Genomic DNA, 13,899 nt, shown 5'->3' with positions numbered 1-13,899 from the left:
CCTACTTCTTCGCGTACAGGGAGTCCGCATGCTCGTCGAACGACTTGGCCGCGGCCTTGGCCGTGGTCGCGCTGGTGGCGATGTCTCCGAAGCAGTTCAGGGAGCTGTCGTTCTCGATGGTCAGCCATTGCGGGGACGCCGGTGTGGCCTTGGTGTCCTTCGCCGATTCGAAGAAGCCGGTCAGGTAGGACGGGAAGTCCGCGGACTTCATGACCTCGTCGAGGCCTTCGACGTAGTTGGGCATCCATCCGTCCTTGGCGAACACGTAGTCCTTCTGGATCTCGGGGCTTGCGGCGATCTTGATCCACTTGAGCGCCAGCTCCTGGCGCTTGCTCTTTTGCGCGACGCCCCACACCGATCCGGCCATCATCGCCGGCTGGAGCTTGCCGCTGGCGCCGGGCATGGGGAACGATCCCAGATCGTCGGTCGTGAGGTCGGGGTTGTACTGCTGGATGGTGCGGATGCCGGCGCTGTTGTTCAGGATCGCACTGGTCTTGCCTTCGGCCAGCAGCTGGCTGAAGTCGGGGTTGCCGGTGTCCAGCGAGCGGGATGCCTCGGAGGACCACTTGTGCTGGAATTCCAGCCATTGGTCGATGCCCTTGAGTGACTTGTCGCTCGACAGGGTGCTCTTCCAGGTTCCGTCCGACTGCTGTTCGGCGAAGTCGCCGCCGGCATCCCAGATCCACCGTGCCGCCGACTTCCAGTCACGCCCCGGCATATAGAACGGGGAGAAGTCCTTGTCGGTGTTCGCGTCCCGGAGCTTCTGGAGATCGGTCTCAAGCTCCTCGTACGTGCTCGGAGGATTGTCGATTCCGGCCGCGGACCACATCTTCTTGTTGTAGATCACGGCGCCGGCGGCTCCCAGCGCGGGGATGCCGTACAGTCTGCCGTCGATGGTGGCGGGCTCCTCAAGGCCGGACAGCCAGGTGTGCCCCTGCCTCATGTCGTCGGCCTTGTCCGTCAGATCCAGCAGACCGCCGCTCACGGCGAACCCTGCGACCTGCGTGTTGCCCAGATCGATCACGTCCGGCGGCGTGTCCGTGGACAGCGCGGTCGTCACCTTCGTATTGATGTCGGCCCACACCTGGGTCTGCACATCGACCTTGACGCCCGTCTCCTTGGTGAACCGCTCGTTGATCGCCTTGATGGTGTCCTCGCTCTGGTCGCCCTGCATGATCCACACCGTCAGCTTGCCGCCTGCGGACGCATCCTGCTGCGAGCCGCCGGACGGGGCTCCCATCGAGCATCCCGACAGGGTGAGCGCCGACGCGGCCGCCAAGGCGATGGCCGCTGAAATCCTCTTCGTTCTCATGATGGTTTCCTTTTCCTGGAATGCCTGCCCGACGCCGTCGTTCGGAGGAATGGCGCGACGTGCCGCTGCGCACGACGGCCCCGGGTCCGTATCCGCCCGCGCTGCCATGCACGGGCGATGCCGCTACGGACGCCGTCGCCGACGTCCGTAGCGATACCGAGGAACATGACGCCACACCACTTCTGGGCATCGCGCCGCAGCAAGACCGGATATTTTGTTAGCAAGCCTTGCGTAATTCCTGTAGTTGGTTTCAACCTCCTTGAGAGCCAAGGATATGACGCCTTAACCTTTTTTGCAAGTCAGTCGAACAAAATAATGGATGTGGTGCACCCCGTCTGTTGGAGATTGGTGAATCTGGTTTCGGCGCGCCGATGGTCCGTCGGCACCGGGGTCTGGTCAGCAGGCGATGAGGGACGCTCCGAGCGCGCCGATCGGAATCGACGCATCGGCGAGCCGCAGGCGTTCCGTCAGCCGCAGACCCGCGATGAATCCGCTGGAGGCCTCCCTGTTGCGCAGTTCCCCGCGCAGCGCATCAAGCAACGGGGACCCGGCGCGGGAAACACCGCCTCCGATGACGATGACCGAAGGATCCGCGGCCTGGGCGACGATCTGCACGACGTCGGCGAGGGCATGCAGCGCGATGCCGAGAACCCGTTCCGCTTCGCCATCGCCGCCGTCGGCCCTCGCGAGATTGTCGGGCAGCGGAGGATCCGCGACGGGCCACATGCGCCGCAGGCCCCCTCCCGAGCATGCGGTCTCCAGGCATCCGCGCTGACCGCATTTGCACGCCATGCGGTTGGGGTCCACCGGCAGGTGGCCGATCTCCCCGAGGGCGCCGGTGTCGCCGCGTTCGACGAGACCGGCGCGGACGAAGCCGGCCGCCAGCCCCGTCCCTAGGTTGACGAACGCCATCCTGCCGTGCCTGAGTCGGTCGGGTAGTGTTCCATAGGCTCCCAGCGCCGCGGCGTTCACATCGTTGTCCACCCACACGGGAAGGCCGAGCATGCCGGATGCGCGACCTCCCAGCTCCAGGTTCTCGATTCCGAGATTGACCACGTTCTCCACGCGCCCGGTGTCGCGGTGCACCAGCCCGGGGATGCCGATGCCCACCGATCTCACCTCATCGAACCGCATTCCGGCCACCTGCCGCACGATGGCGACCGCATCCTCCACGACCTCGTCACCGCCTTTCCGGGCTGCCTTGCGCGCGGATGCGAGAACCGTGCCGGCCGCACGGTCAGCACCGCCTCGATCTTCGTTCCGCCGACATCCACGCCGACGCGCAGGTTCTCTGTTTCCGGCGTACCACTGGCATTCATCGTCATGACGATCTCCGTTCCCGAGGGCGGACTCCTGTTTCGTCCGCCCACCATTATGTTCGGAATCCTTACATATTGGATTCGGGAAGCGATGATACACCACGCCACGCGCACCTGGCGGCGGGACGCACGTGGCGTCAGGACGAGGCCGCCGCGGACAGCCCGCGCCTGCCCACGATCTCGCGCAGCACGGAGACCGCCTGCCCCCGCAGAGTGGCGTCGTCGCCGAGCTCGCACCGACGCACCCGCATACCGCTCTGGTAGTCGTTCCGCGACAAGGAGTTGACGGTCTCGTCGCATGCATTGAGCAGCGTCTCGCCGACGATGTCGGGAGGTCCGTAGACGGCGATGTCATGAAGATTCAGCAGGCTCGCCGGCATGGCCAGAGCTCCGCCGAGCCTCGCACCAGCCTCGGCCAGGATGTCCGCGCGCCGATTCGGATCCCTGCGGATGTGGTCGCGCAACGCGATGGCGGAGACGTAGGTCTCCAGGCAGCCGCGCTTGCCGCAGGTGCATGCCGGACCATTCGGGTCGATCACAACATGGCCGATCTCACCGGCCGCATGGTCGTCGCCATCCACGAACTCGTCGTTCAGCAGCACCGACGCACCGATGCCCCGGGTGATCTGCACGAGCAGGCAGTTGGGATTGCCGTGCCCGAGGAAGCGGTCGGCGAGCAGTGCGGCGTTCGCGTCGTTGTCCACTCGGACCGGCAACGAGAACTCGCCTTCGAGCATGTCGCGAAGCTCCACGTCGTCCCAGCCGAGATTGGAACTGGAGATCACCCTCCCCGCACCGGAGACCACGCCGGGGACTGCGACGCCGATGCCGACAAACCCCGAACCGGCAAGCCGGATCATCTGACCGACGAGCGAAAGCACGTCGTCGAGATCGACCCGATCGCCATCATCAAGCACACGTTCGCGACGCTCCACGATTCTGGCCCGCAGATCCATCACGGCGCCGGTCATCACATACGGGCGCGACAGATCGATGCACACCAGACGAAGCATGTCCGTGTCGATGGCCAGCAAGGTGCCCGGCTTGCCGCGGCCATCCCGTTTCCCCGACCCCAGTTCACGTAGCAGGCCGTCGTCGATCATCTCGCCGGTCACATCCGTGGCGGTGGCGCGCGAGAGCCCCGTCTCCTTGCATAGATCGGCGCGCGACAGTTGCCGGTCGGGGAACAGCAGCCGGAACAACAGTCTACGGTTGTTGGCCCTTGCGTCGCTGGGATTGGATTTAGCGTACATGGGAGCCCTCCTCGGGTGAGACGATTGCGGAAATGCGGAATCACATTATCGGGACGGACATCCCGGCGTCATCCTCGAACGGCTTTCAGAATAACACCCATCAGGGGACTGACAATATGAAAACCCCGGTGTTTTGACAAGTTTCCCATCTCTGTACATAATCATGTTCGACATCCAAACAAAATAGTTGCGACATACGGCCAAAGACGGTCGAGCACGGAAAGAAGACCAACATGAATAACACCACACGCGCAGCCATAGCCACGGCCGTCATCGGAGCCCTGCTCATCCCTCTCGCGGGATGCGGTAACACAACCGCAAGATCAGGCAAGACCGAACTGACGGTATGGTCGTGGGACGCCAGCATCGATCGCGCCGCCAAAATCTTCATGAAGGCCAATCCCGACATCACGGTGAAGGTAAGCAACGTCGGCAGCACCGAAGAGACCTACACAGCGCTCAACAACGCGGCCCAGGCCGGCAACGGCCTGCCCGACGTCACCCTGATCGAATACCTCGCCATCCCGCAGTTCGTGCACTCGGACACGCTCATGGACCTGAGCAAGGTCTACGATGCCACTAAGCTCAAGGACACGTTCACCCCCGGCACATGGAGCTCCGTGAACATCAACGGCGGCGTGTACGCGATGCCTGCCGACTCGGGCCCCATGGCCTACTTCTACGACAAGGACGTGTTCGACCAGGCCGGCATCGACGAACCGCCGACCACCTGGGACGAGTTCTACGAGGACGCGAAGAAGATCCGCGCCACCGGCTCCTACATCATCTCCGACTCCGGCGACGCCGGCCTGTTCAACGCGATGATGTGGGCCATGGGCGGTCACGCCTACAAACTCAACGACGAAAAACTGACCATCAATATCACCAAGGACAAGGGTGCCCAGCGGTTCATGAACCTTTGGCAGAAGCTGCGTGACGAAGACCTCATCGACGTCCACACGAAGACCTGGACCGACGACTGGATGAAGTCACTGGGCGACGGCTCCATCGCCAGCCTCATCAGCGGCGCATGGATGGCCAACAACCTCCTGCAGGGCGTGCCCCAAGCCACCGGCAAATTCCGCGTAGCCCTCCTGCCCACCATCGACGGTACGCCTATCAACGGCGAATACGGTGGCAGCGGACTGGCCATCACCAAGAAGATTCCCGACAGTAAGCTCGACGCCGCCAAGAAGTTCGTTGAATACGTCACCACCAACGACGAGGGCATCGACGCCCGCGTATCCAACGGCAGCTTCCCCGCCACCACCAAGACCCTCAACCAGAAGGACTTCCTCGCCAAGACCACGCTCAGAAACGCTGACGGCAGCGACAACGAGTTCTTCGGAGGGCAGAAATACAACGAGGTCTTCTCCCGGGCCGCCAAGGACGTCACCGGCAAATGGGAGTTCCTGCCCTTCGAGCCCTACGCCCGCTCCATCTACAACGACAATATGGGATTATTCTTCTCCGGCAAGGAGACTTTCAAGGCTGCCACCGACAAGTGGCAAAAGGCTTTAAAGAACTATGCCGCAGATCAAGGATTTAGCGTTCAATGATGGAATAGAGTGGCTGACAGGAGGCGTTTGTTCTTGCCAGCCACTTGTGCTTGTTTTACGCTTTATCGGCTGTCCATACGAGCAAGGCGCCGGCGAGGGAGACGACGATGACGCCGAATACGGCCGTCAGGGTGATGGTCTGACGCAGGATCAGCGCGGCAACGACCACGCTCATGGCAGGGTCGATGGAGAACAGCGTGCCGACCACGCGCGCCGACGTGATGCGCCCGGACAGCGTGTCCATCGTGTAGGGAATCGCCACTCCCAGCACTGCCGACGCGGCGATGACACCCCATTGGGCGGGCGTCGCATGCATGGCACGGCTGACCGATACCGGCAGCGTGGCGAGAGCGGCCACCGTGACCGACAGGGCAAGCCCGTCCAGTCCCGTGCCCGCCTTGCCGACCTTGTCCGCAAACAGCGTGTACAGGCCGAAACAGCAGGCCGACCCCAACGCGAACAGGTAACCCGCCGGGTTGAAGTAGCCTCCCGGCGTGAACGAGATCAGCCCGACACCTACCAGCGCGACCACCGCGCACAATCCCTCGCGCCAGTGATGCGAACCAGCCAGAGCGACCACGCACGGGCCGAGGAACTCCAAGGTGACGGCCACACCCATCGGGATGCGGTCGATGGCCGAATACAGGCAGATGTTCATCGCCGCCATCGCCAGCCCGTAGACCACGATGCCCAACCATTCGCCTTTCGACCGGCCCGCGAGTTTCGGACGGATGAGCACGAGCATGACGACCGCGGCGACAAGCATACGCATCGAACTGACCGGAATCGGCCCCAACGCATCGAACAACGACGCCGACAGGGACGAAGAGGTCTGGATGCCCAACGAGCCGACTGTCACCATGCCTGTTGCGAGCAGTATTTTGTCTCGGGTATTTATAGATTTCATCGCTTGATTCGGCTGAGAATATCCTGTTCGGTCAGCAGCATGGATGCCTCGATATTATCGTCGCCTAGGAAGAACTGAGGCAATTCCGGAGCGTTACCGTGTTCTCCTAAAGCCGGGGAAATTGAAATTGCGTCATATTGTGCAATACGTTCACGAATACGATGACGTATCTGCATCGGGTTCTTACCAATATGGTCAAAAGTAGATCGCGATTGAATTACCAGCGTGAAAGCACTTCCTAGATTGCGACTACGGCGTTTAACGTGATGTGGGGTACTGAAATTGATAAAGAAATCAACACCTCCATACCAAAAATCCCAATTGGGATCGTTTGGATTGGTAGGTGCGGAAGCAGGCCAAGGTGTCTGATCCGCTGTTAGTAGTTCCTTGAGAATAGCGGAAGCTAAATTCTTATCTTCTTCAAGATTATTGGTACCCGCTCCTTCAATCCAAAGAACAATTGTCTGATTCGAATTTTTCATGATTGATTGAACTGCCGCATTGAACAACAGTACTATTTGCTGATATCCTGCTGAAATATCAGCAAGACCAAACAATAAATCATTGTGTCGGAACGCCAATGGTGCAAAAATACACGGAAATCCCTTGCTTTGAACAGCTTCGTCAAATTCCCGTAGATATTTCATCGCTTTTGCTGGTGCTGTGTGGATATCAAAAAGCGCACTTTTGTCGGAAGAATCAGTAGTCATATCCCCTCCTGTAAATGAAACTGATTTACGTCAAATGATGCCAGGTGTGTCTTCTTGATAGTTCGTTTTGGGATGCTATGTCATCTATAGATGACATCCGCGCCGCTTGTGGAGAGAATGCTCCAGGCGGGGCTGTTCGACATACTCTCCGCAATCGGCGCGGGAACGCGGCCCCGGGCCATGCGCTGCGCGCATGACCGTGCTGTCTGGCCGCTCGCATGCTCGCGGCGGTGGGCCGCGCGGAATCTGACGAAGGGTTTGCGGCCACCACCAGCATGCCATGCGCTCCGTCTGCGTTCCCTGCGCCGTGTCCCGCGCCGCTCCCGTGCCTGCGCTGCGACGGCGAACCAGCATGCCGTCTTCGCTACGGCCCGGATCGTCGCGGTCCACGCCTCCGGTCTCTCCGCCTGCGCGCATGGCAGGCGGGTGGTGTCCGCAATGGAAACCACACGGAAAGGACCGATGGACATGAACGACATGGTGGACACCCGCACGGCGGGAACCGGACTGGCGAAGCGCGTACGCGACGGGTTCCTTCAGGACCGGCGTGAACTTGGGCCGGCGGAAGCGGCCGACAAGTGGTTCGCGCCCCTGATGGACAGGTGGAACGGCCTGCTGTCGCGCGACGAGGGAGGCTTCTCCCATGAGGAGCGCGCCACGCTGGCGGTGCTGATGACCGAGTGCCTGAGCATGCGGGACGCGCTGATACTCGCCGCGTTGCGCGAGATGGACGGCGGCGAACTGCACATGCTGTACGCCAAGCCGCATTCGATGGAGTCGGCGGCCGTGGTCATGCGCGAACTGTCACGGGCGTTCAAGGACGCCGCCTACCAGCCGGACACGCGACGCGGGGAACGCGCGACGGCGTTGCTGGAATCGGTGACGGCCGACGCCCCGGACGGATACAAGGCACAGCCGATGGCGTCGTGCGCGTACCTGTTGTGGATGGCCGACCGTTCGACCGCCGCCGCGGTGCGCGCGCTCAAGGCCTTGGCCTTGGACGACGACTGCTCGCTGGCATCCCTCGTGCTCGCGGCCAGCGAACACGGCATCCGCCCCGCGTGGACGGAACGCCGCCGCCACTGAGCGTCGGCCGTGAATTCATCTGGCTGGGGCTTCCGATTCCGGAAGCCCCAGCCAATCCCCAATCATCTGTTTTTTCAAGGAGACAATCATGGAAACCGCAATCATCGAACGTCCCATAGCGGCCGACGAAGGCATGGAGGAATCGAACATCGTCATGCTGGACATGGAACTTATCGATCCGAACCCCGCGAACCCGCGCCGCGACGTGGGCGATGTGTCGGAACTCGCGGATTCGATACGCGCGCAGGGCATCCGGCAAAACCTGCTCGTCACTCCCACGCCGCAGGGACGCTACCTGCTCGTCATCGGGCATCGCCGCCTCGCCGCCGCCAAACTCGCCGGATTGAGCCGGGTGCCCGCCGTGGTGGCCGATTTGTCGGAACGGGAGCAGCGCGAACTCATGCTCGTGGAGAACAGCCAGCGCGCCGACCTGACCGTCATCGAGGAGGCCGACGGCTATCAGGGGCTTCTCGATTTGGGCGTGGGCGTGGACGAGGCGGCGCAACGCACCGGCCGTTCCACGTCATTGGTGCGCCGACGCCTGAAGATAGCCGCCATCGGCGAGAGCGCGCGAAGCAAGGCCGGAACAGCCCAGCTGAGCATCGACGACTGGGAGACCATCGCCGACTTCGACCGGCATCCAGACCTTCAGGAACGGCTCGCCGAGGCGGCGGGCGGCAAGAACTGGAACATGGCCGTCAAGCACGCCCGGCAGGAGCGAACATGGCGCGAATGGCTCGACACGGCGCGAGCCGAGCTGAAACGCATGGGCATCGACGCGGCCGACGAACAGCCGAACACGGACAACTGGTATGACTCGCCAAAGGGATTGCGTCGCACCACGATGCTGACCACGGGCGACATCGCCAAGGCCATCGACGCATGGCGCGACTCCCATGACGGAGCCACGCCCGTCGTGGGAGTACGGGCCGAAGGCGCGTCATGGGCGCGCGGCATCGCCCTGTACGAAACCGTGGACGAGGAGGCCGAGACCGCGGCCCGCGAGGCGCGGGAGGCGCGTTGGCGAGAGGAACGGGAACGCGAGGAACGCGAGACGGCACCGGCCAAAGAGTTCGCGCGGGCAAGCCGTGATTTGCGCATCGCGTTCGTGGCGCATCTCATGGAACTGAAATCCCAGCCGAAGGGCATCGGCAAGGCCGTCGCCCTGCTGTCCGCGAGATTCGCGCTCGATACGCTCACCGAGGGATTCGACCAATGGAACAGTCATGCCAAGGACGTCTGGGAGCAAATCACCGGCATCGGCACGGCGGGCGACGACGCCGATGATGCAAAGCCGGAGGACGAGGCCGAAGACCCGTTACGCGAGTCCGTCACCGCGATGATTGCCGGCGACCCGCAACGGGCCGCGTTCGGACTGCTCTACGCCTTGGCCGAAGAGCGCGTCAGTTGGGAAACGTGGCGTGACGCGGCGACCATCGCGGAACACGCCGCACCGTTGTACGAGGCGTTGGAAACACTCGGCTACCGCACCTCGGACACGGAAGCCGAAGCCCTCAACGGCTCCCTCGTACCAATCGATGACGACGGTAATGGCGAGGATACCGGCATAGGGCAGGACAGCGAACCGGACGACGATGGGACGTCGCAAGTCGACGACGCATCCGGCGAGCCGGACGACGCCGAATAAGCGACGGACGGGGCGGAAACGGAATACGGGTTCCGCCCCATTCCGGGCGCGAATGGCGAAACGTGACGGCGCATGCGCGCCCGCACCTGCCGGAGTCAATCGGCGGCGGGTGACGTTCAGCCGTGGCGGGAGGAGCGTCGTCGGAGCCGCGCGTCGCACCAATCCATGAGCATGCTCGCAAGCACGGCCGTGAGAAATGCGGCGACGATCAACGCGAACGAGCCGTCCAATGACGGAGCGTCTGAGCCGGCGAGGAAATGCATGAGCAGGAACGCCAGCATGAGCAATCCCGACAGCATGGCGAACGCCGTGAACACGGAGTTCGCGAGGAACACCACGAGCCGCAACGGGTGCGCAAGCAGGGCAAGGCACGAGGCCACGCCCCGCATCAGCGTGCGTATCACGCCCGTCGCCAGCGACAGGCCAAGCATCACCAGCAGCATCGGCATCGCCGCCACCTCCCGTATGTAGCCAATGTCATCCAGCGTAGCCGCCAAGACGCGGGAAACCGAATCGCAATCCCTCCGGGTCCAATCCAATCGAACCGGATTCTCTGGCATCACCAGCATCGGCCGCATTCGTCGTTGCATCATTGCCTTCCGTCAGAGCAATCTCCGGCGTACCGACAGCGGATGCCGGTCGGCCGTCGGATTCGGCGGCCGAATCCTCGCCATCATGGATTTCGCCGTGACTATCGGCGGGATTGGCCTGCCCGTAGTCGGGCGTGACGGCATGGAACGCCATGCCCGTCTCCCTTGGCTCCATCCTGAGCGTGCGCACGAGCTGGGCACGCGGCATGTGATGGTCGTCGCAGAACGATTGGGCGGCGTCACGGAATCGTTCCGCGGCCCAACGCATATCGTCCAGCAGAATACCCAAACGCGACAGTTCGCCGCGTTTGCGCCGAAGCGCCTCCAACTCGGCATCCAATGCGTTGTCGGCGATGGCGCGCATCGCCCGGTTGCGTTCCCTCGGCTTCGCCATGACGGTCTCCTCACGGTGATTGTTCTTCACTGCCCCGCATCGTAGAACGATGCCGGCAATGATGCCGGCGGACACGAAACGGAACCGGCGTCGGCATGCGAAACGTGACCTGAAGTCCGCCGCGCATGGCGTGGCGTCAAGGCGAAACTGACCGGTGCGCAACCATCCCCTCCCCGGAGGGGCGGTTGGTGTGTAGCAAGCATCGCCGGTGTACGTACACCGGCGCGGCCCCGCGAAGCTCGGGGCCGATCGCGGGACACCCGTGGAACCCGATATGAGGAGGCGCCGATGGGCTGGAAAGGCAACCGTTCCAGGACGATCCGCAAGACGGTCACGTTCAGCGAGGAGGAATGGCGGTGGGTGGCGGACTCGCTCAAAGTGGAGAACCGTCAGCGTATCCAAGCCGGACTCAGGCCCGTGGGGTGGATGGCGTTCGCCCGCAACCGGATCAGATGCGCCCACCGAGTCAACATCACCGTGCCTGCGAACCTGCATGACGTGAGCGCCCAACTGGCGAGGATCGGCAACAACGTCAACCAGATCGCCCGTCACGCGAACACCACGCGGGAGACGGACCTGGCCATGCTCTCGCGCGTGTTCGACGAGCTGCGCCAAGCGGAACGGCTGGTCGCAGGCCTGAGCATCCGGGTGGAGACCGACGTTGACCCCAAAGGGGTGCCCGAATGGCTGTAGTCAAGATCGGCAAGATCAAAAGCACGCTCGCCCGCAGCATCGTCTACGTGACGAACCCGGCCAAGACCGACGGCTACCGGTGGGCCTCGACCACCGTCGGCGATGACATCACGGACGCCGAGTCCATCGCCCGCGGCTTCGAACGTGCGTTGGACGCCACGAAAGGCGGCTCACGCCGACGGGGCGCCGTATTGGCGCTGCATGTGATCCAATCGTTCGATCCCACCGACCAGGTCACGCCCCGATTGGCGCATCTGATCGGGGAACGGTTCGTCCGGGAGATCACCGGAGGTACGCACGACTACGTGATCGCCACCCACACCGACAGGTCCCACATGCACAACCACATCCTCATCTGCCCGGCAGACCGGATCACGGGCAAGGCCCTGCGTCTGAGGAAAGGAACCCTAGGCGAATGGCGGAAGATCAGCGACCGGCTGTGCCGCGAATACGGGCTGCACACCCTCATGCCGGAACAGTCCGGGCGCGTGGCCCCGTCGATCGGGGAACTCCACCTGAGCGCCAGAGGCGGCAACCTCAAGGACCGGCTGCGCACCAGCATCGACACGGCCTGCATGAACGCCCATGACTTCGCGGGCTTCCGCCGCGAACTCGCGACGCTCGGCGTCAACGCGACCGTGCGCGGCGGACGCATCACCTACACGCCATGCGGGCAGACTCGCGGAATCCGAGACCGGCGACTGGGCGTGGCATACAACATGCTCGCCATCATGGGCAAGATCCACCGGCGCACGCTCAGCGAGATCACCTTCCACGAGGCCATGATCACCCGTCGGACGGATACGGCGGTGACCGTTCGGGTGCCCGGCACGCACGGACGCCTGCACCTGACCATGCCGTGCGACCGGCTCGTGCGCGACGGAAGGATCTGGCACGCCTACCTGTCCGACGACGTCAGACAGGTGCTCACCGACGAGAACGGCGGCTATGTGCGGTCAACGGACTGCGATGGCCTGTACGCATGGTTCGCACGGCCCGCGCTGCGACTTGAGGACTACTGCCGGCAACGGTTCGACGGCCGGGACATGACCGGCGTGAACGGACGCGCGCTGCGTCAGGCGATCGCCTGCGACCGGCTCGCCGACAGCCTGCGCGAGCTCAAAGTGCTCGCCCAGGTCATCGACGAAGGCGACGGCCGATTGGCGACGCTCGGCCGACTCACCGACTCCGTCGAACGCAACGCGAAGCACATGCGCGCCCTGATCGCGCTCATCGCCGACAACCACGATCAGGGAGCCGACGCCACGGGACTGGAGGCCCAGCTCGCCATCGAGGAGCAGGAGACCTGTGGCCTGGCCTCCGACGCCCTCGCCCTGCGCCGGCTCATCGCCCGCACCACGCCAACCTACGAACGCTCCGACGGCGCACGGCGCGCGCAACGCCGCGATGACGGGCATCGTGTCCGCCGCAGGAACCGGTGAGCCGGCGGAAGCTGGAACGCAACGAACCACGACGGATGACGGGAGAATCCCATGGCGGCCGAGGACCAGGCACAGGAACTCATGATGCGCGTCAGCGAACAAGGCACACGCGTCATCATCGACGTGACCAAATACGGGCTCGACAAGGCGCTGCACCTGCTCGGCATCGGCGTGCATGCCACCGGCGAGACATTACGGCGCATCAGGACCACCGGCAAGGTGGACGGCAAAACCCTGCACCGCACCGGCGAGCCGATCAACGTGCAGGAAGTCACCGGACGATACGCCCGACAGCTCGAACACGACCTGAAAAAGGCCGGCATCACCTTCCACATCGAGCACGACCGCGACACCGGCCGCACCTTCCTCCACTTCCAAGGCAGGGACGCCGACGAGGTCAACCACGTCGTCTCACGCATCGTCGAACGCCTCAACCGGGAACTCGCCCAACAGGAGACCGCCACGATTCCCGAACCCGGTGACACCGACCACGCACAGCCGCCCACGGAGACGACGCCGATGCCGGAACGGGAGGAGCCGAACCCGTTCCTCGAACCATCCGACGACGCGCTGCGCCTCGCCTTCGACGCCGAATCGCCATCGAACGGCCGATTCGACTTCCGCACGGTGCCCTGGGACCGTGACGCCGCGATTATCACCGACCAGCTCGACCGGCTCCACATACCCCACCACACGCAACAGGTCGCCGACGACACGGTGCGCTTCACCTACCCGGCCGGCCAGGCCAGACGCATCGCCGACGCGATCGAATCCCTGACTGCACGCTCGCGGGGCCTGGACTGGAACCGCATGGACATCCCCGCCCCGGACGGCGGCGTGCGACGCCCCAAATCCAAGCAGCAGACCCTGAACGACATCCGCACGCGGGCCGGCAAACGCATCGAAGGCCAACGCCGCACGGCGCCCTCGAAGCAACGCACCCGCACCCGGTGAGCGGATGCGCGACGACCATGACCGGAAAGGAG

Annotated in this window: 13 protein-coding genes; 6 read left to right on the top strand and 7 right to left on the bottom strand. The window is 63.5% G+C overall.

Going from position 1 to position 13,899, the window contains the following annotated elements:
- Window position 1 precedes the first annotated feature (1 nt).
- The 3 genes from G1C97_RS00815 to G1C97_RS00805 all read right to left on the bottom strand — a co-directional run bounded on the left by G1C97_RS00815 (window position 2) and on the right by G1C97_RS00805 (window position 3,884).
- Window positions 2-1,312, bottom strand: coding sequence for a sugar ABC transporter substrate-binding protein (locus tag G1C97_RS00815; protein ID WP_205832454.1), 1,311 nt, complete (start codon window positions 1,310-1,312; stop codon window positions 2-4).
- A 396-nt stretch (window positions 1,313-1,708) separates the two neighbouring features.
- Entirely contained in the window at window positions 1,709-2,485 is a 777-nt protein-coding gene (locus G1C97_RS00810; protein WP_335341314.1) for an ROK family protein, read from the bottom strand.
- 283 nt (window positions 2,486-2,768) lie between these two features.
- Entirely contained in the window at window positions 2,769-3,884 is a 1,116-nt protein-coding gene (locus G1C97_RS00805) for an ROK family protein (RefSeq protein WP_169240089.1), read from the bottom strand.
- A 233-nt stretch (window positions 3,885-4,117) separates the two neighbouring features.
- Between G1C97_RS00805 and G1C97_RS00800 the strand changes: the two genes are divergently transcribed.
- Window positions 4,118-5,443: an ABC transporter substrate-binding protein gene (locus G1C97_RS00800; protein ID WP_169240088.1), complete on the top strand. Its 1,326-nt coding sequence runs from the start codon at window positions 4,118-4,120 to the stop codon at window positions 5,441-5,443.
- A gap of 55 nt (window positions 5,444-5,498) precedes the next feature.
- On the opposite strand, the gene G1C97_RS00795 is transcribed toward G1C97_RS00800, so the two are convergent.
- Complete coding sequence (locus G1C97_RS00795; protein ID WP_169240087.1) at window positions 5,499-6,350, bottom strand: EamA family transporter; 852 nt, start codon at window positions 6,348-6,350, stop codon at window positions 5,499-5,501.
- On the bottom strand, window positions 6,347-7,060 hold the full coding sequence (locus tag G1C97_RS00790) for a YqcI/YcgG family protein (RefSeq protein ID WP_169240086.1): 714 nt from the start codon (window positions 7,058-7,060) through the stop codon (window positions 6,347-6,349). Before G1C97_RS00790 ends, G1C97_RS00795 begins: the two co-directional genes overlap by 4 nt.
- 468 nt (window positions 7,061-7,528) lie before the next feature.
- On the opposite strand from G1C97_RS00790, the gene G1C97_RS00785 reads away from it, so the two are divergent.
- A complete protein-coding gene (locus G1C97_RS00785) occupies window positions 7,529-8,146 on the top strand; it encodes a DUF4192 family protein (protein WP_169240085.1) in 618 nt (205 codons plus the stop codon).
- 88 nt (window positions 8,147-8,234) lie between these two features.
- Window positions 8,235-9,794, top strand: a complete 1,560-nt coding sequence (locus G1C97_RS00780) for a ParB/RepB/Spo0J family partition protein (RefSeq protein WP_169240084.1) — start codon at window positions 8,235-8,237, stop codon at window positions 9,792-9,794.
- Between the two features lie 116 nt (window positions 9,795-9,910).
- Here G1C97_RS00780 and G1C97_RS00775 read toward each other — a convergent pair whose 3' ends face one another.
- The gene (locus tag G1C97_RS00775) at window positions 9,911-10,243 is read right to left on the bottom strand and encodes a hypothetical protein (RefSeq protein WP_169240083.1); all 333 of its coding nucleotides are present in this window, start codon (window positions 10,241-10,243) and stop codon (window positions 9,911-9,913) included.
- A gap of 28 nt (window positions 10,244-10,271) precedes the next feature.
- The gene (locus G1C97_RS00770) at window positions 10,272-10,778 is read right to left on the bottom strand and encodes a hypothetical protein (protein WP_169240082.1); all 507 of its coding nucleotides are present in this window, start codon (window positions 10,776-10,778) and stop codon (window positions 10,272-10,274) included.
- A gap of 288 nt (window positions 10,779-11,066) precedes the next feature.
- Here G1C97_RS00770 and G1C97_RS00765 point away from each other — a divergent pair, with 288 nt between their 5' ends.
- Genes G1C97_RS00765 through G1C97_RS00755 form a run of 3 tightly spaced genes read left to right on the top strand, consistent with a single transcriptional unit; the run spans window position 11,067 to window position 13,867 of the window.
- Complete coding sequence (locus G1C97_RS00765; protein ID WP_043164798.1) at window positions 11,067-11,471, top strand: MobC family plasmid mobilization relaxosome protein; 405 nt, start codon at window positions 11,067-11,069, stop codon at window positions 11,469-11,471.
- Window positions 11,462-12,913, top strand: a complete 1,452-nt coding sequence (locus G1C97_RS00760; RefSeq protein WP_169240081.1) for a relaxase/mobilization nuclease domain-containing protein — start codon at window positions 11,462-11,464, stop codon at window positions 12,911-12,913. The genes G1C97_RS00765 and G1C97_RS00760 overlap by 10 nt, the downstream gene beginning before the upstream one ends.
- Window positions 12,914-12,964: 51 nt before the next feature.
- The gene (locus tag G1C97_RS00755; RefSeq protein WP_169240080.1) at window positions 12,965-13,867 is read left to right on the top strand and encodes a PcfB family protein; all 903 of its coding nucleotides are present in this window, start codon (window positions 12,965-12,967) and stop codon (window positions 13,865-13,867) included.
- Window positions 13,868-13,899: the final 32 nt, after the last annotated feature.

This window comes from Bifidobacterium olomucense (assembly GCF_012932375.1).
GTDB classification, from domain to species: Bacteria; Actinomycetota; Actinomycetes; order Actinomycetales; family Bifidobacteriaceae; genus Bifidobacterium; species Bifidobacterium olomucense.
The sequence above is the reverse complement of the archived record's forward strand: the minus strand, read 5'-3'. Positions and strand labels throughout refer to the sequence as shown.